17 protein-coding genes are annotated in these 20,538 nt (G+C 53.3%); 10 read left to right on the top strand and 7 right to left on the bottom strand.

Annotated elements, in window-relative coordinates:
- Positions 1-25 precede the first annotated feature (25 nt).
- Positions 26-1,432 (top strand): HD domain-containing protein, encoded by a 1,407-nt coding sequence (locus tag MK110_06825; protein MCH2210998.1) that lies wholly within the window; start codon positions 26-28, stop codon positions 1,430-1,432.
- Positions 1,433-1,438: 6 nt separating this feature from the next.
- On the opposite strand, the gene MK110_06820 is transcribed toward MK110_06825, so the two are convergent.
- Positions 1,439-2,266 (bottom strand): crotonase/enoyl-CoA hydratase family protein, encoded by an 828-nt coding sequence (locus MK110_06820; GenBank protein ID MCH2210997.1) that lies wholly within the window; start codon positions 2,264-2,266, stop codon positions 1,439-1,441.
- A gap of 548 nt (positions 2,267-2,814) precedes the next feature.
- On the opposite strand from MK110_06820, the gene MK110_06815 reads away from it, so the two are divergent.
- Together MK110_06815 and MK110_06810 are read left to right on the top strand one after the other, a co-directional pair.
- A complete protein-coding gene (locus MK110_06815) occupies positions 2,815-5,847 on the top strand; it encodes a DUF1553 domain-containing protein (protein ID MCH2210996.1) in 3,033 nt (1,010 codons plus the stop codon).
- A gap of 4 nt (positions 5,848-5,851) precedes the next feature.
- Positions 5,852-7,297 carry a DUF1501 domain-containing protein gene (locus tag MK110_06810; GenBank protein ID MCH2210995.1) on the top strand — a complete coding sequence of 482 codons (1,446 nt, stop codon included), beginning with the start codon at positions 5,852-5,854 and terminating at the stop codon, positions 7,295-7,297.
- A gap of 34 nt (positions 7,298-7,331) precedes the next feature.
- Here MK110_06810 and polX read toward each other — a convergent pair whose 3' ends face one another.
- Both polX and MK110_06800 read right to left on the bottom strand, forming a co-directional pair.
- The gene (gene polX, locus MK110_06805) at positions 7,332-9,038 is read right to left on the bottom strand and encodes a DNA polymerase/3'-5' exonuclease PolX (GenBank protein ID MCH2210994.1); all 1,707 of its coding nucleotides are present in this window, start codon (positions 9,036-9,038) and stop codon (positions 7,332-7,334) included.
- A 13-nt stretch (positions 9,039-9,051) separates the two neighbouring features.
- Positions 9,052-9,615 carry a hypothetical protein gene (locus MK110_06800; GenBank protein ID MCH2210993.1) on the bottom strand — a complete coding sequence of 188 codons (564 nt, stop codon included), beginning with the start codon at positions 9,613-9,615 and terminating at the stop codon, positions 9,052-9,054.
- Positions 9,616-9,953: 338 nt separating this feature from the next.
- Here MK110_06800 and MK110_06795 point away from each other — a divergent pair, with 338 nt between their 5' ends.
- The 3 genes from MK110_06795 (at position 9,954) to MK110_06785 (ending at position 12,818) form a co-directional block, all read left to right on the top strand.
- Positions 9,954-10,700 carry a hypothetical protein gene (locus MK110_06795; protein MCH2210992.1) on the top strand — a complete coding sequence of 249 codons (747 nt, stop codon included), beginning with the start codon at positions 9,954-9,956 and terminating at the stop codon, positions 10,698-10,700.
- Positions 10,701-10,773: 73 nt separating this feature from the next.
- Positions 10,774-11,574: a DUF3299 domain-containing protein gene (locus tag MK110_06790; protein ID MCH2210991.1), complete on the top strand. Its 801-nt coding sequence runs from the start codon at positions 10,774-10,776 to the stop codon at positions 11,572-11,574.
- A 26-nt stretch (positions 11,575-11,600) separates the two neighbouring features.
- On the top strand, positions 11,601-12,818 hold the full coding sequence (locus tag MK110_06785; GenBank protein MCH2210990.1) for a hypothetical protein: 1,218 nt from the start codon (positions 11,601-11,603) through the stop codon (positions 12,816-12,818).
- A gap of 121 nt (positions 12,819-12,939) precedes the next feature.
- Here MK110_06785 and MK110_06780 read toward each other — a convergent pair whose 3' ends face one another.
- Positions 12,940-13,788 (bottom strand): MBL fold metallo-hydrolase, encoded by an 849-nt coding sequence (locus MK110_06780; GenBank protein MCH2210989.1) that lies wholly within the window; start codon positions 13,786-13,788, stop codon positions 12,940-12,942.
- Positions 13,789-14,210: 422 nt separating this feature from the next.
- Here MK110_06780 and MK110_06775 point away from each other — a divergent pair, with 422 nt between their 5' ends.
- Complete coding sequence (locus MK110_06775) at positions 14,211-14,993, top strand: creatininase family protein (GenBank protein MCH2210988.1); 783 nt, start codon at positions 14,211-14,213, stop codon at positions 14,991-14,993.
- Between the two features lie 18 nt (positions 14,994-15,011).
- Here the strand turns inward: MK110_06775 and MK110_06770 are convergent, their stop codons facing one another.
- From MK110_06770 to MK110_06760, 3 genes are all read right to left on the bottom strand, one after another.
- Positions 15,012-16,439 carry an NAD(P)/FAD-dependent oxidoreductase gene (locus tag MK110_06770; GenBank protein MCH2210987.1) on the bottom strand — a complete coding sequence of 476 codons (1,428 nt, stop codon included), beginning with the start codon at positions 16,437-16,439 and terminating at the stop codon, positions 15,012-15,014.
- A gap of 205 nt (positions 16,440-16,644) precedes the next feature.
- The gene (locus MK110_06765) at positions 16,645-17,145 is read right to left on the bottom strand and encodes a DUF2760 domain-containing protein (GenBank protein ID MCH2210986.1); all 501 of its coding nucleotides are present in this window, start codon (positions 17,143-17,145) and stop codon (positions 16,645-16,647) included.
- 84 nt (positions 17,146-17,229) lie between these two features.
- A complete protein-coding gene (locus tag MK110_06760) occupies positions 17,230-17,616 on the bottom strand; it encodes a sulfurtransferase (protein MCH2210985.1) in 387 nt (128 codons plus the stop codon).
- A 449-nt stretch (positions 17,617-18,065) separates the two neighbouring features.
- Here MK110_06760 and MK110_06755 point away from each other — a divergent pair, with 449 nt between their 5' ends.
- From MK110_06755 to MK110_06745, 3 genes are all read left to right on the top strand, one after another.
- Positions 18,066-18,515: a hypothetical protein gene (locus MK110_06755; protein ID MCH2210984.1), complete on the top strand. Its 450-nt coding sequence runs from the start codon at positions 18,066-18,068 to the stop codon at positions 18,513-18,515.
- Between the two features lie 551 nt (positions 18,516-19,066).
- Positions 19,067-19,993, top strand: coding sequence for an SMP-30/gluconolactonase/LRE family protein (locus MK110_06750; protein MCH2210983.1), 927 nt, complete (start codon positions 19,067-19,069; stop codon positions 19,991-19,993).
- 61 nt (positions 19,994-20,054) lie between these two features.
- Positions 20,055-20,231 (top strand): hypothetical protein, encoded by a 177-nt coding sequence (locus MK110_06745; protein MCH2210982.1) that lies wholly within the window; start codon positions 20,055-20,057, stop codon positions 20,229-20,231.
- The last annotated feature ends 307 nt before the right edge of the window (positions 20,232-20,538 follow it).

Genomic DNA, 20,538 nt, shown 5'->3' with positions numbered 1-20,538 from the left:
TCACACGACAATCGACTCAGATTATATGGTCCGGGACTTTACTACTGAAAGCCTGTCGCACGATCCGATCCACGGCTACATTCCCTTCACGTCAGCCGTGGGACTGCCGAATGATGAAGCTGCGGAACAGGATTTGATCGATCATCCCTGGTTGCAGCGGTTGAGGCACATTCACCAGCTGCAGACAGCCTGGTGGGTTTTTCCGTCAGCAGAACATATGCGTTTCCAGCATGTCTTGGGGGTCATGCATCTTGGTTCGCTGACAATTCGCGCGTGGTACGATTCTCTGGCAGAGTCGTGCCGCAGTGTTCCTTCTCAGGCCTATGTGGAGAGCCTGGTCCGGATCGCCGGACTGCTGCACGACGTGGGCCACGGCCCGTTCGGTCACTTCTTCGACGATCATTATCTTGATCAGTTCAATCTGACGCATGAGGACGTCGGCGCTCATGTTATTGAATACGAACTTGGCGATCTGATTCGCCGGATTCGTCGGAACCCGTCCGGACGGCTAAAGCCGCTGGAAGAACTGGACCCGAGGCAGGTCGCCTGGCTGATTCGTCGCCCTGTCAGCGGAGACGATGTTGACGGTCATCCGGACTGGCTTAGAAAACTTCGGTCGATGTTCAGCGGAATCTACACGATCGACAACATGGACTTTGTACTCCGCGATGCCTACATGTCCGGTTACAATACACGCGCTTTCGACATTTCACGTCTGGTTCATTACAGCTTTTTCACGGCAAAGGGTCTCACCCTTCATGCCCGCGGCATGCCGACGCTGATCAACTTTATCGAAACGCGGGCCAATCTGTTTCACACGATTTATTTTCACCGTACTGTTCGGGCGATCGACATTGCCCTGGAAGAACACTTTGCAGAAACCATGCAGCGGTTGTTTCCAGGAAACCCGCTGCAGCATCTGCGTGAATACCGGCAGCTTACGGAGACATCGCTGATGGTCGATGTCGCGCGCTGGGCAGACGCTGAAGATCCGGAACTGCAGCGGCTGGGGAAACACTGGAGTCGTATCGTCAACCGTGAAGAGATGTGGCGCATGGCCTGTGAGCGAACCATGCATTTTCACCGGGGACAGACAGAGAGTATCACGATCTTTTCGGAACCGGACCTGGTAGAGCGTCGGGTACGTCACCATCTGCCGGCGTCTCTGTCGGACATTCCCCTGCGGATTGATGTGGCCAGGCATTACCACCGGCCGAGTGCCCGGCGTCCGGTTGGAAAGCAAAATTACTGGTTCGATTCAGCCAGCGGTGAATCTGTTGAACTGGATGACGATCAGCTGTTTCAGAACCTGCCGACCAGTTTTCTGATATTTCGCATCTACAGTCGTGACCATGATCACGACCGCGAACTGAGTACCGCTTTGCAAAAAGTTGCAGGTGGCAGTGAGAGTGACACTAAAACCAATATGTAGTCGCGTTCAGTTAATCACCGGCAGATCGCAGAATTGCGGCGATCTGTTGTCGGCGGCCGCCTGCATGGCTTCGGCAATCTGTTGCGGGACCAGCATGCTGGTATTCCAGATGCCGATATGATCCAGGGTATCTGCCGTCGAGTGATCCCGGGCATACGTGATGGCCCGTTTGCAGCCGTAAACCGCAAGTGGTGCCCTTTCGGAGATATCAGTTGCAATTTTCATGACGTGTTCAAGCATTGTCTGGTGGTCCTCAAACACATCGTTAACCAGACCGAATGTTTTTGCTTCTGCAGCCGGCATGCGTCGGCCGGTGTAGGCCAGTTCCCTGGCAACACCTTCCGGAACCAGATTCGTAATTCGGGGGAATGTTCCTACATCGGCTGTCATGCCGACATTGATTTCGTAGATGCTCAGGAAGGCGTCTGTTGTGGCATACCGCAGGTCACACGCAGTCACCAGATCGACACCTCCTCCAATGCAGCCTCCCTGAATGGCGGCAATGACCGGCAGTCGGGAATTCTCCAGAGCGTTGAATGACTGTTGCAGTTGTGTAACCCTGGCGATGAATGCAGCGCCATGCTGCGGGTTGTTTTTGTCAGCCTGTCCCGCCCCGTCACCCGTCAGGATTTCCAGGTCGATTCCTGAAGAGAAGTGAGGCCCTGTGGATGAAATGACAATCACTCGTGCCCTGGCATTCTGATCGATGTCCTGAACAATAGCCGGTAAATCGGTCCAGAACGACTCACACATACAGTTACGCTTTTCAGGACGATTCATGACGATATGGGCAATCCGATCTTCGATGCTGACGTCGAAACATTCCCAGGTCATCGTCTTGTCCATTGTCGCAGTAATAGTGAACCTAAACCCGAATTCTGGCGGATGGGCGGGGGATTGCCAGCCACCGTTTTATTAGAGTAACGTGTGATGGAACAGGCTTTTTGCCGGACAGCATAATAATTCGTTCGTAACTGTGGTTGTTCCTGTTACCGGCGACCGTTATTGCTTCGACTGGTATTGTGATGTAAAGCACAGCGAACTTTGGATACGGACCTGCAGCCGGATGAACTCACCGCTGTGCAGGGCACAGTCAAACGATCAAACAGCGAAAAACATTTTGATACAGCCCGTGTTCTGAAAACCTGGACATCTTTCGACTTCTGATTGAGTAACCGCAGTGTTGTACTTTTTGTTAATATGAGTCTGTTGGGCTACACAAGTTTGTCCGGCGGGGAATCCCGTCGGTCGGCGAGCATTAAGATGACCTGAAGAGTGTTATTCTTCAGGTCAGAACTGCTTGCGGGATACGGAAACGGGTCTTTATAATGAAGTTGTTGTTGGTCTTGTTTTGCAGGCCCGTCTTTTCGGATGGAATTATCGTGCCGCACTGTTGTTGTCCTAATGCCAATTCCGTTTTTCGAATCCTGCTGGTTGCTGCAGCTTTGAGTCAGGGCGCGATTGTCCGGGCGGAGCAATCGGCCGATTTCGATCGGACTGTTGCCCCGATTCTGGCCGTACGCTGCCTCGAGTGTCACAGTGGGGCAGATCCCGGGGGGGGGCTCGACCTGAGCCATGTTGATCTGGCGATGAAAGGTGGGGATAGTGGCGAGGTGATTGTCAGACGTGATCCTTCAGCCAGTCTGCTGTGGGAACGAATTGACAGTGACGAAATGCCACCCGAACATCCGCTCGATGCCTCTGAAAAGATCGTGATCAAAGACTGGATTGAAAACGGGGCGGAGTGGGGAACGAGTCTCATCGATCCCTTTGCTGTTACAACACCGAAACGAGCCGGCTATGACTGGTGGTCACTGCAGCCGCTGAAACAAACAGCACCTCCGGAAACCGATTCCGACGAGTGGATTCGTAATGACATTGATGCATTTGTCCTCCGGCGTCTGCGCGAAGCCGGACTGCGGCCGTCCGGTCCATCAAGTCCTCGGGCTTTGGTTCGTCGCCTTTACTTCGACTTGATCGGGTTGCCGCCTGATCCGGAGACCGTCGCTGTCTTTGCGTCCAATCCTTCGGAGAAGGCCTATCAGGAACTGGTCGATGATTTGCTGATGTCGGAGCACTACGGCGAAAGATGGGGGCGACACTGGCTGGACGTTGTGCGCTTCGGAGAGAGTGGTGGATTCGAACGCAACCGTCCACGAATGAATGCCTGGCCTTATCGTGACTGGGTGATCAACGCGTTTAACCGCGACATGCCGTACGATGAATTTGTCCGCTGCCAGCTGATTGGTGATCAGCTCAACCCCGGCTATGAAGGGGCGGCGGCCACGGGGTTCTGGGTTGCAGGAGTTCACAATACGGTGGTTGGACGCAGTGAACGCATGAGACTGCTTGCTCGGCAGGACGAACTGGAAGAGGTGATTGCAGCAGTTGGACAGACATTTCTGGGACTGACGGTCAATTGCGCCCGCTGTCACGACCACAAATTTGATCCGATCAAACAAAAGGAATTCTATCAGCTCACCTCCGCTATCTCAGGTCTTGGTTTTGGTGAGCGAACAGCGCAAACTTCGGAACAGGCAGCGGAACTGAATCAGGTCATTGAAAGGCTATCGACTGTCATGCAGCAGATGGCGGCAATTGAACAAAGAGCCAGAAGGGAAATCATTGCCAGCCGTTCAACGGATACCGATACGAAATCCACAGCACCTGCTGCCCTGGCTCGCTGGGAATTTGACACTGATTTCAGTGACAGCAGCGGGAATCTTCACGGATCTCCTCACGGAGATGTACGTATTGAAAATGGATCCGTTATTCTTAACGGGAGTTCGTTCGTTTCCACACCTCCTGTACCGAAAGACATTACTGCAAAAACTCTGACAGTCTGGGTGCAGCTTGACAATCTGATGCAGCGAGGCGGCGGAGCAATCTCAATCGAGACAAAGAAGGGCCGTGTATTTGACTCGATTGTGTTTGCCGAAAATGAACCCGGCCGCTGGATGCCCGGCAGCAATGGATTCGTTCGTACGAATTCGTTTCGCGGACCGGTGGAAACCGAGGCAGTGAGTCGGCCGGTGCATATGGCATATGTATACGCCGAAGACGGCACTATAACCGGATATCGCGACGGTGTTCGATACGGTGATTCTGTTCGCAAAGGTCCGATTCAGAAGTACACAGGGGAAAAATCCAGAGTGATCTTTGGATTACGTCACACAGAATCCGGCAAAGGATTTTTAAGCGGGCGGATTCATCGGGCCGCGCTGTACGACCGTGCGCTGTCGGCTGAAGAGATCGCAGCGGCTGCCAGTTCTCCGACAGAATACGTAACCGAAAAACAGATCACAGAATGGATTCCGCAAACGCAGCGTGACGTTCGCAGGGAGCTGCTGGAACAGGCACGGAAACTGACCAAACATCGTAATCGGCTGCAGCAGCTGGCGGATCGAAAACTCTATACCCTGGTGCCGCAGCAGGGAGCAAAGATGAACGTCCTGCTGCGAGGCGACCCGTACAACATTGGAGAGCCGGTGCAGCCGTCAGCTGTGGCTGCGGTCAGAGGAATCGATTCGGATTTTCATCTGGCGGCGGATGCTCCGGAAGAATCGCGTCGACGCCAGCTCGCTGCATGGATCACAGATCCTTCCAATCCGCTGTTTCCCCGCATCATTGTTAACCGCATCTGGCACTATCACTTTGGCACCGGACTTGTCGATACACCGAACGATTTTGGTTTTAACGGCGGTCGTCCCAGTCATCCGGAGCTGCTCGAATGGCTGGCTGTTCATTTTCGAGACAGCGGTTTTCGTATGAAGGATTTTCACCGACTTCTGGTTACATCAGGAACTTATCGTCAGGCGGCGTTTTCACCGGAGTCTGATTCGGGGAACGGTGCGGACGTTGATGCCGGAAATCGGCTGTTGTGGCGGATGACACCTCGCCGGCTGGAGGCTGAATGTGTACGCGATGCGATGCTGGCGGTATCCGGCACACTTAACACTCAGGCAGGCGGTCCCGGTTTTGTTGACGTGTCGATCGTGAGCAACAACGGGACGACCTACTATACTCCGGTTTTTACCGACAGTGAGGACACTTTTCGTCGTACAGTCTATCGTTTCAATCCTCGGGGAGGACGTAGCGCACTGCTGGATACTTTTGACTGCCCGGATTCAGCCAGTACAGCCCCTCGCAGGGCAGTCACGACAACTCCGCTGCAGGCGCTTAGTCTCCTGAATAATTCGTTTGTCTTACATATGTCTGCCTTGTTTGCCGAACGTGTCCGAAAGGACGTGGGTGACGCTGCGTCTGATCAGGTCAGTCGGGCATGGCAGCTGGCGGTGGCTCGTTTGCCGACTGACCAGGAGCGTCAGCTGTCGCTGACACTTGTGAGCGAACACGGGTTACCGGCGTTGTGCCGCGGATTGTTTAATACATCTGAATTTGTCCTGATTGAATGAGCGAATGATGTTTTCAACAGCCAGTTTTCCTGCCGCAGATCCGGCGCGCCGTGATTTCTTCAACTGGGGAATCAATGGTCTGGGAGCCACAGCGTTCACGAGTATGCTGAGCCGGGAGGCGTCGGCTGCGGAGTTCGGGCGCGGTCTGCCGCAGTTTCCGGCAAAAGCCAAAAGAGCCATTCACATCTGCCTGATCGGAGGTATGAGTCATATCGACTCTTTTGACTACAAACCGGCACTGGAAAAATTTCACGGAAAGTCACTGCAGACCGATGAACAGCCTGACATCTTTTTTGGGCAGGTTGGACTGCTGAAGAAGCAGGAATGGAAGTTCGAGCCGCGAGGCGACAGCGGCCTGATGATCTCTGACATGTTTCCAAACATTGCTGAACTGGCTGATGATCTGACGATTCTGAGATCCATGGAATCGGAGTCAGCGAATCACACACCGGCTTTGTTTGTGGCCAACAGCGGGTTCGAAGCCAACGGATTTCCCTCGATGGGCAGTTGGCTGTCTTATGGGCTGGGTTCTGAAACTGATTCACTGCCCGCCTATGTTGTTCTTAACGACGAACGAGGGGCGCCCAATACCGGGACATCCACCTGGAGTAGTGCGTTCCTGCCGTCAAGCAGTCAGGGGGTGGTCTTTGAAGCTGGTGACCAGCCGGTTCCTGATCTGTTTCCCGCTCAGCCTGTTCCGGTTGCTGCGGACCAGGCGACAAGAGAATTTGTTAATGCGGTCAATCGGCATCAGTTGTCGCAAACGAATGCAGATGCCGCCCTGTCGGCCCGGCTCAGGAGCTATGAACTGGCCGCGAAGATGCAGCTGTCGGTTCCCGAGGTCGCTGATATGAGCGGTGAAACCCAGGAAACCGCGGAAGCCTACGGTGTGAATGACAAACAGACATCCGATATGGGGCGACGCTGTCTGCTGGGGCGTCGTTTGCTGGAACGAGGTGTCCGGTTTGTACAGCTGTTTTCCGGAGGCCCGATTGCGGGAAGCCCGCGTGCCAGCTGGGATGCCCATGAAAGCGTCATGGAGAACCATACGATCGAGGCGGGCCGAATCGACCGGCCCGTGGCAGCTCTGCTGCGAGATCTCAAACAGAGAGGAATGCTGCAGGATACGCTGGTGCTGTTTACCACGGAATTTGGTCGTACTCCATTTTCCCAGTCCGCTGCCGACAAAGTTGGCCCTGGCCGGGATCACAATCGTTACGGATTCAGCTGCTGGATGGCCGGCGCCGGTCTGAAAAGCGGATTTGCATTCGGCGAGACCGATGAGGTCGGCTGGAAAAATGTAACACGTCCGATTCCCTGGCATGACTTCCACGCCACAGTTTTACATCTCATGGGAATCGATCACGAGCAGCTCACCTATTATCACAATGGTATTCAGCGACGGCTTACCAACGTCCACGGTGAAATTGTTAAAGAGGTTCTGACGTAGCAGGTCAGGTGACGTCTTTTGGTTCGCGGGCTGCTCACAGTAGTTTGCGAAACTCCGCCCAGGACCTGGTATTTGCCACGTCGACGTTGCTGAGTCCGGCTCGGCGCGCCTGATCAACTCCGTATTGCAGGACGTCGAATCCACTGACACTGTGAGCGTCGGTGCTGATGACAATTGGAATCCCCAGGTCTCTGGCAGCGGCAGCATGAATGTCGTTCAGGTCCAGACGTTTGGGATGGGCGTTGATTTCCATCATGACTGAGTTGTCGGCAGCTGCTTTGAGGACATCAGTCATGTCCATGTCTGCGCTTTCACGACGATTTACGAGACGTCCGGTGGGATGTCCGATAATATTCACGTGAGGATTCGATATGGCACACATCAGTCGTTTCATAATCTGTTCGCGGGGCTGTTGCAGTCCGTAGTGCAGTACCGCGATGACCCAGTCCGCTTCCGCCAGCACCTCGTCTTCCAGATCCATGGTGGCATCTTCCAGGATGTCACACTCGATCCCGCACAGAAGTTCAATGCCTTTGATTTGTTCGTTTACCTGGCGAATCTGCTCCCAGTGAGTCCGTAGACGATCGGCATCCAGACCGTTCGCCATCGAGACCCGTTTGCTGTGGTCGGTGATGGCGATGTATTTGAGCCCGCGTGCTTTCGCCGCTTCGGCCATTTCAACAATGGAAGCTGTTCCGTCTGACGCGGTCGTGTGCATATGCAGATCACCTTTGATCTGGTCAATCGTCAGCAGTTCGGGTAGTTGATTATTCTCTGCAGCCTCAATTTCACCTCGGTTTTCGCGCAGTTCGGGCGGTATCCAGGGAAGTTCGACCGCTTTATAGATGTCTTCTTCCGTTGCGCCGCCCACCTGATGATCACCGCGAAATACACCGTATTCGTTGATCTTCAATCCTCGGTCTTTGGCTCGCTGTCGGACAATTACGTTGTGTTCCTTTGAGCCGGTGAAGTACTGCAGTGCTGCACCAAACGACTCATTTGGAACAACACGCATATCCAGTTCAATGCCTGATGTTAAACGGACCCTCTGTTTCGTTTCACCTCGCTGCAGAACAGACTCGACAAGCGAATGATCTGCCAGAGCATCCATGGGGGCGCGATGACAGGAACAGGTTACCAATACGTCCAGATCACCACAGGTTTCCCTGCGGCGGCGACAGCTCCCGGCTATTGAGGCCTGAGTAACCTCTTCAAGCTGCAACAGATCTTCCAACACGGCCTCTGCAGACGAGCGGGCTACGTCAATCCGAACTCGACGGCCCGCTTCAGCAGCCAGATCAATGTTTTGCAGAATTGCCTGTTCGGTTTTTTTGCCAAATCCTTTGAGTTCAGCCAGTTTGCCGCATTCCGCGGCAGCTTTGAGTTCCTCGAGTGATGTGAGATTCAGTGTATTGAAGAAAACGGCTACCTTCTTTGGACCAACCCCGGGGATTTTCAGCATGTCCACCACACCCGGTGGGACCTGTTGACGCAGTTCAGTCAACTTTGGATGCTGACCGGTGTCAGCAATTTCTGAAATCTGCCTGGCGAGGTCTTTACCGATACCGGAGTACTGTGTGAGATCCGATTTCTGTTCCACCAGCGCAGCAAACGAACGGGCCGTGGACTTAATGGTACGGGCCGCATTCCGATAAGCACGCAGCCGGAAAGGATTGGCACCCTGAATTTCCAGCAGGTCTGCCAGTTGTTCGAATACGTCGGCAATCTGTTCGTTGGTCATCCTGCTGATTGACTTATTCGGAGTTATTCCCGGTTTCAACCTGTTGCTGAGGAACTGCCGGTGGTTCTGCAATTTCACCGGGTTTGTAGATCATGACCATCGCGGCACCGGCCGCAGCCAGAACGAGTCCCAGATAGAATGGTGCAGAGGGGACAGCTGTTTTTCCGTGACTGAAGACTGTGATCGATGCGATTGTATTGATGATTGGGGCACCCGCGAAAACAAGAGGTGCCACATACAATGCAGCTCCTGGTCCTGCAGCTTTCGCTGCGAAAATCACACACAGTGCCCCAGCTGCACCCGCGACACCGGCAGCCAGTCCCCACATCATATTAGAAACCTGGAAATTGACCTTGGTCGGGTCTTTGACGGTCGGATCGCTGTTCATCAAAAAGATGAACAGGCAGGGAATCAGTACCGCCGTCAGAAAATAGGCAACTCCGACCATGAGAAACGCGCGGAGACTACTGCCCAGTTTGCTGGCTGCGCCATGGACCAGAGGAACGTAAACACCCCACGCCAGAGCAGCCATGGTGACGAACAGCAGAACATTGGGTTTGACCGGCAACGATGGCATGGATGAAAAACCATTGCTAAGGAGACTCAGAATTGAAGATACGGCAAGTACCGTGAAACGTCGATTGTAGATGGTTTGAATCGATCGTGCATTTCAGCGGAAGCTCGTGCTGGAACTGAGACCGATGTGAAAAAGTCTGCTATGTGTCCCGGTTACGGGGATCCGGATGTCATTTCGGCTCCTTTCATAAGTCCCTCCAATGTATAAAAACCCCTGCGAATTCGTTCACAGACCACAGACAGCGAACGTACAATGGTTGTCGGATCGACGGTACGTGTTGCGGTTCGTCTGCACATCTCCGTTTACCTCAAACTCGTTTCGCTCAACGGTTTACAGTCATGACCCAGGATTTGTTGGACCAGCCTGGTCCGAGTCAGATAAGCGATACAAAATTATCGGAGGACTTTGGTTGGGGGGAGAGCAGTCAGTCTGCCAGTTTTAGCTATATCCCGGTATCACCATGGGGATCCGTGGCAATTCTGCTTGGAATCTGTGGACTCACGGCATTTCTCGGATTGTTTGGAATTTTTGTTGCCGGTATCGCTGTGATTGTCAGTATTGCTGCGATTCTGCGAATTCGTGGTGAACACGGGATGGTTCGGGGCATGCTGTTGGCGGCTCTGGGGCTGGTGCTGTCGCTGGCCGGCGTCTCTGGTGGAATTGCCAGCCAGATTTACCATTACAACCACGAGGTGCCGGAGGGGTATCTCAGGGTCAATTTCCCTGAAGAGATTTCTGCCCGGGAATTTCAGTACTTCCAGGGGGGCCAGCGACGTTTACATCCGGAGGTTGCGAAATTAGTCGGACAGAAGTTGTTTCTCAAGGGATTCATGTGGCTAACTCAGACTCAAAAGGATTTGGAAGAATTCGTGTTTCTTAAAGATAATGGTGAGTGCTGTTTTGGTGGGGAACCAAAACCTTACGATATGATGCTCGTCAGAATGCAGGACGGCAGGAAGATTGATGGTCACAATGGAATGGTTTCTGTGGCCGGTATACTTAGAGCAAACGTGGCTGCTGCTTCCGGTGAGGCGGTGTACACGGTGGAAGCTCAAATGGTTGAACCATCAAGGACGCGATTTTAGTTCTTTGATGCGTTATTCAGGGGTTGTCATGACGGATTCATTGCCAACGCTTGCTGTATGCCGGATATCGTCTGTGAGACCTCCTTCCGGAATCAGATGTTATTTATTCAGTCTGGTTCTGAGTGTACTAACCGCGGGATGCAGTGGTTCTGAGTCCGGAGACTTCGTCAGGTTCGAAAATCTGGACCCCGGAACGATAACTGTTGAACCGGAGCAAAAGGTTGAACCGGAGCAAAAGGTTGAACCCCAGGCGACGCTCAGTAACCATCCGGACATCGATGTGTCTGTCGCTGACGAGGTTGATACGACTGATGTCGTGTCGGGTCCTGCGCCCGCTGCAGAAGCAGAAAAAGTCGTTGAACGTTCCGCTACGAGCGACAGGGATGATACCGGCGAAAGTGATTCGGCTGCTCCGTCAGTTGCTGATTCCGGAAATGCGAATACCATCAGACTTTTGATCCCTTATCGACAGTTTCGCAAAGAAGGCACGGCACTTCGAGTTACTTTCGACGACATTGATCTGCTCAAAATTCTGAACATGGATCCTGTGACGGTGGATGCGCCGGACCATTTTCCGGAGTGGCTCAGTCAGCTCAACGGGGCCAGCGTACGAATTCGAGGATATATGCGGCCCGGATATGAGACAGAGGATATCACTGAGTTTCTGTTTGTGCGGGACAACGGAGAATGTTGTTACGGCCCGTTACCGAAGATATACGACATGATTGCTGTGGTGCTTGAGGATGGCGCGTCGACCGATCTGATCGAAGGCACGCCCTTTGACGTTGAAGGAACGTTGCGCATTGAACCCCATGCCGATGAGGTTGACCTGTATGCGCTGTTCTTTATTGATGACGGCGTAATCACTGAATAACGAATGCCGGCAGGCTGGAGGAAGAAATGTTGTCACTTCGCTTACAATCACGTGTCGTTGTGTCTGCTGCACTGTTGATGGGGGCGTCCCTGGTATTCAGTGACTCAGTGAACGCCTGTCCTTTCTGCACTGCTCCGCAGCTTACAATGGCAGAGATGATTGATCAGTCGGATCATTTGCTGCTTGGTGAATGGGTTAAGGCGTCACGCCCCGATAATCAAACAGCCGGGAGTGTCGAGTTCGTGATTTTGGCTGTCGCTCGGTCGCAGGATGATACGTTTCAGCCTGACCAAACTCTGACATTGCCGTTTTATGCTGCCGGAGAAACGGGTGAGCAATTTGCCTTAATGGGGCCGGGGACTGACTATCTCAACTGGCAACCGCCAACCAAAGTGACAGAGAATTCATGGGAATACATTCGAAATTGTCCTGCTCCTGAAAAGGATCCGGAGCAGCGTCAGAAGCGGTTAGCATGGTTTCTCGGGTATCTGGAACACCCCGAGTTGCTGGTTTCCAATGACGCTTACGGAGAATTCGCGGCTGCTCCCTACAAGATCATTCGACCGCTCAGGGATCAGATGCCGCGTGAAAAACTGATCCAATGGGTTGCCGATTCGGAGACTTCTGTCACCCGTATCGCCCTGTACGGCATGATGCTGGGACTCTGCGGCACCAAAGATGATGCCGTAGTTCTGGAAAAGAAAATTATGACAGTCGACAGTGATTTCCGTCTCGGACTGGAGGGAATCATGTCCGGTTATCTGATGCTCACCGGCGAAGAGGGGCTTGAGAAGCTTGAAGATGCCAAGATACGCAATGAGTTTTATACGACCGAATCCGGTGTCGAGAAAAAACTGCCGTTTTCAGAAACCTATGCCACGGTCAACACACTTCGGTTCATGAAGAAGCACGAACCCGGGCATATTCCGATCGAGCGGCTTGCCGGTGCGATGTATCTGTTACTGGATCGTCCCGAACTCAGTGATCTGATTATTGCCGACCTGGCACGCTGGAAAGACTGGTCTGTGCAGAGTCGTCTGATGGGTATGTTTGACCAGGAAGAGTATCAGATTCCGTCCATCAAACGTGCGATTGTGCGCTACATGCTGGCATGTGAAAAGGCCGGTAAAAAGGATCCTGAGCAGTATGCTCAGGTCGCTGCATCTGCTGTCGAAAATCTGAAGATTCTGGAAGAGAAGGACGCCCGAATATTTCGGGATGCGAAGCGGTTCTTTATTCGCTAGCCGAAGTCCGCAGTCATTGTTCTGCAGATTGTGTTTGTCCTGTGAATCAATTCAGATCTGTTTGGCCAGTTTTACCGGAGAGCCGTCTTTTGTATCTGCCGGTATTGTCTTTGGCGTCCGTTCAGGCCGGAGGTAACAGCTCAAAGTCCGCCGGCCCGTGGCGCTGCAGCCTCGCGATCTTTGTACCGGGATCGTGCGGTAGTATCACAACGTGATCCTGGTCGGCAATTTCTCCCAGGATTTCGGGTTTGGTTCTTCGTGTCGTCAGCGGGAACTGATCATAAGCCATTGTCCACATCGGACGCAGGTGTGCTGCTGTAGGACACAGGTCCGCCACATAGACGGCAGTTTGTCCATGTGAAAACAGCCGGACTAACTGCTGTCCTCGGGTATGACCGTCTGTTCGACGGGTGGTGACGCCAGGCACAATTTCATGTTCTTCTTTCACGAGTGTCAGCAGACCTGCATCCTGCAATGGTACGAAATCGTCAGGATCATAGGCGCCGGCGAATTCCGCACGGCCGGAAACGGCGTCGTCCCATTCGAATTGCTGAACGAAGTGGCGGGCATACCGGAAGACCGGCAGAAGATTACCACTGTTGTCAATTCTGGTGGTCCCTCCGGCGTGGTCGAAGTGAAGATGTGTCAGAATGACCCAGTCGATATCGTCCGCTGAGATTCCGACATCATTTAGATTCTTAAGCAGTGGTGCACCGGATTCCATGCAGCTGCGACGGCGTATTTTCTCGGGTGCTTTATCCCCGTAACCGGCATCGATCAGCCCCAGTGAATCAGGGGTTCGTACCAGCAGACAATTTGTATCCATTGAGATTCGATTCTGATCGTCCGGCGGGCAGATGCGCGACCAGAGAACACGCGGCACAACACCGAACATGTTCCCGCCGTCAGTACGCATTCTGCCTCCGCTGATCACTGAGAGCTCCAAATTGCCAATAGTGATTTGATTCATCTTTTAATTTCCGCAGATACAGAGGGACACAGCAGAAGACGGACTGGTAATCGGCGGCGACTAACCGTGTAGTCAGCCACCGGTTGCGTGTTGTTAAATCTGCTAAAGACGGCAGCATCTGTCCTCTGCAGAGAATCGGTTTGTCAGGGACGATCGTCTGAGTTGCTGCAGTCACGAAAAGACTCATCCGTCCCGGTTGTACGGACGGATTTACTGCACACGGTCGCAGGAATCCTTTGAAGGATCAATGGTCATACTGGTCGCTGCTGTTTGCGGTCATAGGTGAAGGCGATAGACTCGATCTTCGGTACGGACAGGAACTGCAGGGCATTCAGTACGCGGAGAAGTGTGATGCGTGTTCCCCGCACGGCTGTTGCGGTAACGGTCCGGTATCACACGCTGTAATTTGCATGGAGTCATCAATGCGTCCCTGGATTCTGGCTGAAACCAACTACTATCACGTCAAAGACTGCGAGTATCAGGTGGCGGTCCTGCCGATGGGGGCTACCGAACCCCATAATCTGCATCTGCCCTACGGGACCGATACACTGGAATCAGAAGCAATCGGCAGCCGTGTCTGCGAAGCTGCCTGGAATGGTGGAGCTCGTGTCATTTTGTTGCCGGCGATTCCTTACGGGACCCAGACCAACCAGTCGCGTTGCCGGCTTTCGATGAACGTCAATCCGGCTACGCTGGGGACGGTCCTCCGTGATTTGATCGATTCGCTTGCCGGCCACGGAATTTTGAAACTTGTGATTCTTAACAGTCACGGCGGGAACGAATTTAAGCCGTTGCTGCGCGAGTTCCACGGCAGCACACCGGTTCAGCTGTTCCTGTGTGACTGGTTTCGAGGCCTTACTCATGACGTTCAGCAGAAACTGTTTGAGTCACCTGGTGACCACGCCGGCGAAATGGAGACCGCACTGGGGCTGGCGTTTTTTGAGCATCTGGTTCGCCGGAACGAGGATGGAACCATTGCTGCTGACGACGGAACGGTACGTGAGACACAGTTCAATGCTGTTAATGAGGGCTGGGTGAGTATTACCCGGCCCTGGCACCTGCTGACAAGTAACACCGGGGTGGGTAATCCACATCCGGCGACCGCGGAAAAAGGTGAGGCGTTGATGAAGGTCATTGTGGAACGACTGTCCGCTTTTCTGATTCAGCTGGCAGAATCACCGCTGGACGGGCAGTTTCCGTTTTAGGCATTCCGCCACCGGTGTTTAGACGGGTGACTGAGATGCCAGCAGTTTGTCGACTTCATTACTGACGATCACGCCGTAGTTCACTGCTCCCAGCCAGCCCGACATTATAATGCCGACGGAACCCGCATGAAACAGACCACCAATCTGTCCGGGAAGATTCTGACTGACCCTGAGTCCTTCAAATTTTGTGCCGAAAGATGATCCGGCCACGTGGCGTGTGTAATGTTCAAACGTCCTTGGTGTGGCCGCTTCGATGTGATCAATTTTGGACCGAACATCCGGAACGTACTGTTCAAGGCAGTCCAGTGTTGTCTGTTCCAGCTCATGTTTGGCAACTCTGTAATCTTCATCGGAAAGATCGGCCCAGTCGCGGTAGTTGGCATTTGTCGAGGACACAACCAGCCAGCGATCACTGCCAGGACGTGTTTGTGGATAGTAGAAGCTGAACGTCCGACTGCTCACATTCATGCTCAGCATTGCGTCGATGTCGAAACCGGAATGTTCAGAGTGAAAAAGCAGATCACCAACGCCTGCATCAAATCCCTCACCGGGGTTAAGTCCCATGTAGACCTGGCAACTGCTGCTGTTGAGTCTGACAGCATGTGTGTCGGCTACAAAATCGGGATCAAAATGATCAGGGCCCGTCAGGTCCAGAATTGTTGAACGGATGTTGGCATTACTGACAACAGCACGGCAGCCAATGCGGCGGCCATTGACGACAACGGCCTGGACCTGCTGTGAGGCGCTGACTTCAATCTTTTCCACCAGGGTGCGAATTCTAAGGTCCACTCCATTGGCCAGAAGTTCGTCTTTCATCCGGCCAATCAGAGCATCGGTACCGCCTTCAAAAGTGAATACCCCCTTGTGCATGAAGTTGCTGAAGACGATTCCGTACGTAATTGCCGGGTCATCGAGTGTGGATCCGTTTGCATAGGTAATGGGTTCCATCAGCAGTCGGACAACATCATCGCGGCCCGGGAAAAATTCATCGAACATTTCACGCGTTGTTTTGTCCTGATCGTCGTAAAAGTTCATTCCGCGAACCGTGTCGAAGAACCCCTGAACTGCCTCCGGTGAGACTGCGAACTTTTCAGTAAGGATTTTTGTGAAATCCTGGCGGTCGAATGTTGTTCGTAACGAAAACTGGGGATTCTCGAAGCGGATTCCATGGAGCTGCACAATCGAGTCCGCGATTTCCTTCGTCCAGTACTTACGACAGCTCTTGATCATTCCGGCCGGAAAACCATGCAGAGAAATATCAAAGATATGGCCACCGCGTCGTTTGAACCACGTGGCCATTCCACCCAGTTGGTAGTGATGTTCCAGCAGCAGAACCGAATATCCCTGTCTCGCAAGAATATTGGCGCTTGTTAACCCGGCCAGGCCGCTGCCAATCACGACAACATCGTATTCGCGTTTTACGTCTTTTAAAAAATCTCTGGGCATGCGCCGGTCAACTGATTCTGATGAAGTCGGGTAAAAAAAAACTGCCGCAATCCAGGACAGCTGCAGCCAGCCGATTGAACCTTGGGGTTGAGATACAACAGCGTAACATTGTTTGCCGTTCCGAACTCAGGTGGTCAGGATATCTTCCGGTAGCGTTGATTCCGCCTGAAGAAGGGACTACGAACAGCAACACGATGCTGCAGAATTAAGAAACCTGTACCTCGGCCGGCGATACAACTTCTGTGTCGCTGGAACTGCCGGACCATTCAGGGACCCTGCACCTCAGCGACTTCCAGCCGGCGTGCAACAGCCTTCCGGAAACAGTTCGGGACGATTGCCCCATGTTACCAATGAGATGCCATCGGGCTGATGCAGGGTCAGGTGCGAGGATGTCCCCGTCCTCTTCCCGATCAATGATTGGCCTAAGATCGAACATACGTTTGAGGACATCACGAAAACCGCAGTGCCCGTCGCGAACTGCAGCTCCGACCTGTGCGTCGTTGTATCCGTCAATTGATTCCTGAACAAAATCTACACACCGAGTATCACGCCGGAACGCGGCCAGTAAGGTTACAGCCTCACTCCGGGTCGGTTCGGGAGTAGCCTGTTGGGTGACGGGAGGCGACTGGCGGGACCGCGCGGCGTCGAACTTTCTCGCTGGATGACCATTGAACAGGATTTTGAGTGCAAGACCAAAACGTCCCATCGTCGAAACTTCTGCTTTCGCAATGAACCAATTGACGCAGTCAGTGTCACCAGACAATCTGTTGGATGTTACTGCCAACCGGATCTAATCAGAGTCCGGGATGGTGACAGGTTGATTTGCTTCCTTCCATCCTCGAAATCCACCGTCCATGGAGATCACGTTAGTGTATCCCATTAACTGCAGATTCAGTGCTGCAAGTGCCGAGCGATATCCGCCTCCACAGTAGAGAAAAAGTTCTGTGTCGGTATCGGGAAATTTCTCTTCGACATCTCGCTCAATTACGCCTTTTCCAAGGTGAACAGCACCCGGGATGTGCCCTTTGTTAAATTCACTTTCTTCCCGCACATCGAGTAGCCTTAAATCGCTGCTTGTCTTTTGCCGTTCAGCGATGTCCTCAACGGTGCACTCGCGAATTTTACCTCGAGCGAGGTCCACGATTTTTAGAAAACGGCCGGAATGTGCTTTACCCACGAAATGACTCCCAAATGTTGCGCGAGGTTCGACATTCTATCGTTATGCGACATTGAAGGAAGAAAGACGTCGGGCCAGGTTCGCAGTAATGTTGCCTGGAGCGGGACGTGAGAGGTCCTTTTGTTTCCACTGTCAAATTACTTTATCAGATTTCTGATATCGATGTGATGAGATTTGTTTGTGGATTTGATCACGTTCGCAATGTCTGAACAGAATTCACGAAACACGCAAGGTTTGTTTGTAACTTTGATTCATACACAGAGTTAGGGGGGATATGGGGAATGCGACTCGGAGCATTCGTAACGGCAGACTGGTTGCAGCGTACCACATTTGGCTTCTCAGGACGGAGGACTTACCCATGCAACGTTTTTTTATGCAGGGAGCCGTCCTCGTAATTTTAGCCGTAATTGGAACTTCTGCTGAAGCGGGCTGGCGCAGTTGCTGTGGGAATGTCCGCAACGCATGACGCGTTCAATATGTGGGATGACGAAGCAGCTGTTGTTGAAATCACTGCTGACTGCGATTTCATGATATATGGAATGATGAGTTGGAGTCGTTCAGGGTGGGGCAAGAAGGAACTCCGGGCGCGGGGCACCGTTGTGTTTGTGGACGTGCGTCTGAGTGGCATTGTCCGTAATTTGCGATCGGTGGATGTCATGTACAATCGCTTCCCGGAGAGTCTCAGAGTCATATCACTGGCCAACGCGTACGAGGTCAACGTCGCAGCGCAAAAATACATGAGGCACGTCCCGTTAACTGTGTCTCGGAAGAGCAGCGTGGTCTTGCGTGCGAAGGCGTCAGATGTCCTGCCTGCCATCGGCAACAGCACGAACTGCAGCACCATCAGTGCGACAACAGCGTGCTCAACATCTGCCAGCAGAGGCTTCCGGCCGGGCTGATGTCCTGATCAACCCGACCGGGAAATTTCTCTTCGCGGACATCGTCGGGACTTCGATCGTGTTTTTCGCTAACGCGTGCTGGAAGACGGTAAGGCCGACAAGATCCCCCGGGGATTGACACCCTCACCCGGTGGGAAAATTCTCTTCGTTTCTGCCGCCACCGGGGCCAGTCTGACCGCCTGCCGGATCTCCCTCAGAGGGGAACCTCAAGAAAGTGGGCTCCCCTGCCTGGGGCCTGAGGATGTCCGGTTTAGTGCCTCGGTGAAAGCTTTCCAGTAAGCTGATAACGCTTGTCTGCGACCGCACATTCTGCAAAATAAAGAATCCGACCCAGGCCAGGAACCCCGCTAATGGACGTAGCGGCGTGCAAATCACCCTCCGCTTTAAGGAACTGCTCAGGAGTTGTCGTCCCGGATTCTGTGCGCAGCTGAAGGCCGACAGTTGAAAATTATTCTCTACGCCAATCGAGGAACGCATCTGTTCCATCAAGTAACAAAAGCACGGCCCAACGATGGTCCTGCCCATTTACCGAACCCAACTCACCGATGACCATGAAAACAATCATCCTGTCTCTTGCTGTTGCTCTTCCTGCCATGGCACACTCACTCCAGGCCGCTTCCGTCGTCGAACACGGGACTAAGGTCAGGAAACTGGCCGGGGGCATGAAGTTCACCGAGGGCCCCGTCTGGCTGCCGCAACAAAACAAGGTTGTTTTTTCCGACATCCCGAACAGCAAGCTCATGCAGTGGAGCGAGCAGGGTGGCTTGTCTGTGTTTCGCAAAAGCGAGGAGGCCAACGGTAATATCCTCGACCTGAAAAACCGTATCATTTCGTGTCAGCATGCAGCCCGGAACATCATCCGCATCGAGAAGGACGGCAAGGCAACGGTCCTGGCCGACAAGTTCGACGGAAAACGCTTCAACTCCCCTAACGACGTGGCCGTCTGGAAGGACGGCAGCCTGTGGTTCACGGATCCCCCGTGGGGTTTGAGCGGACCGCATGAAATCCCCGGCCACTGGGTCTACAAGCTGGATCCGGAAACGGGCAGAGTAGAAGCCCTGATCAAGGATCTGGCCATGCCCAACGGTATCGTTTTTTCTCCAGACGGCTTGCGGCTGTACGTTGCCGACACAGGCGGGCACAAGCGGCATCCGGAGCCCAAGTATCACGACTATCCCGACACTGTGACCTGCTATGCCGTGAGCCAGCAGGGAGCTCTTGGAAAAAAACTGTTCACCATCGACGAGGGAAGCGACGGTATGGCGGTGGACGTGAAGGGCAATCTCTACCTCACCCATGGGCAGGTCCTGGTCTATGATGCCGACGGCAACAAACTGGAGACCATAAAGGTTCCCGAAAATCCTGCCAACGTTTGCTTTGGCGGCCAGGACTACAGGACTCTCTTCATTACCGCCCGCACCTCCCTGTACCAGGTGCGTGTCGTCCACGCCGGGGCGATGTCCCTAAGGAACAAATGATGGGGCATGGCTACCGTCATTTCACGTGGACTTGGTTTCTCGCCGGGTCACTGTGTTCAGCGTGTGCGCCAAGGACCGTGTGCCAAAGGCTTTTGTGGAACGGAACTGCATGGAGTGTCACGATGCCGACCTGGCCGAGGGCAAGTCACGCATCATCGAGGTGAAGGCGGATCTTACTCTTATCGCCGGCGAACCGTTTTCTCTTTCGCCACGAGAACTTAAGTCGTTTCGGGCCTGACTCAAAGACCGGCCGAAGACCGAGGATCCCAAGTTCGAGGGCCCTGAACTGGCGATCGAGTGAGTAGAACCGGAAGGCTCCTCAGTTGGGGAAAGCGTGCGACGGTTTCTGCGAACAGGTCAAGCGGGTGTCAAGAAGGTGCCCGACTGGAAACGCACTCCTCCCGGTGAATTCCTAAAGCCCCGAAAAACGGATCTACTCGCCACATAGCGCATAACCCGACCAGCAGGTTGCAGGTCAACGTGAGTGGTGTAAAATTACAGGGTGAAATTTATTCTTTTTTCATGCAACCTGTTACTGCCGGACA

Origin of the sequence: Fuerstiella sp. (assembly GCA_022447225.1) — a bacterium.
In the GTDB taxonomy this organism is placed as follows: Bacteria; Planctomycetota; Planctomycetia; order Planctomycetales; family Planctomycetaceae; genus S139-18.
The sequence above is the reverse complement of the archived record's forward strand: the minus strand, read 5'-3'. Positions and strand labels throughout refer to the sequence as shown.

Coding starts and splice junctions, on each gene's coding strand:
- MK110_06825 (MCH2210998.1), top strand. CDS start 26: ATGGTCCGGGACTTTACTACTGAAAGCCTGTCGCACGATCCGATCCAC.
- MK110_06820 (MCH2210997.1), bottom strand. CDS start 2,266: ATGACCTGGGAATGTTTCGACGTCAGCATCGAAGATCGGATTGCCCAT.
- MK110_06810 (MCH2210995.1), top strand. CDS start 5,852: ATGATGTTTTCAACAGCCAGTTTTCCTGCCGCAGATCCGGCGCGCCGT.
- polX (MCH2210994.1), bottom strand. CDS start 9,038: ATGACCAACGAACAGATTGCCGACGTATTCGAACAACTGGCAGACCTG.
- MK110_06800 (MCH2210993.1), bottom strand. CDS start 9,615: ATGCCATCGTTGCCGGTCAAACCCAATGTTCTGCTGTTCGTCACCATG.
- MK110_06795 (MCH2210992.1), top strand. CDS start 9,954: ATGACCCAGGATTTGTTGGACCAGCCTGGTCCGAGTCAGATAAGCGAT.
- MK110_06785 (MCH2210990.1), top strand. CDS start 11,601: ATGTTGTCACTTCGCTTACAATCACGTGTCGTTGTGTCTGCTGCACTG.
- MK110_06780 (MCH2210989.1), bottom strand. CDS start 13,788: ATGAATCAAATCACTATTGGCAATTTGGAGCTCTCAGTGATCAGCGGA.
- MK110_06775 (MCH2210988.1), top strand. CDS start 14,211: ATGCGTCCCTGGATTCTGGCTGAAACCAACTACTATCACGTCAAAGAC.
- MK110_06770 (MCH2210987.1), bottom strand. CDS start 16,439: ATGCCCAGAGATTTTTTAAAAGACGTAAAACGCGAATACGATGTTGTC.
- MK110_06765 (MCH2210986.1), bottom strand. CDS start 17,145: ATGGGACGTTTTGGTCTTGCACTCAAAATCCTGTTCAATGGTCATCCA.
- MK110_06755 (MCH2210984.1), top strand. CDS start 18,066: ATGTCCGCAACGCATGACGCGTTCAATATGTGGGATGACGAAGCAGCT.
- MK110_06750 (MCH2210983.1), top strand. CDS start 19,067: ATGAAAACAATCATCCTGTCTCTTGCTGTTGCTCTTCCTGCCATGGCA.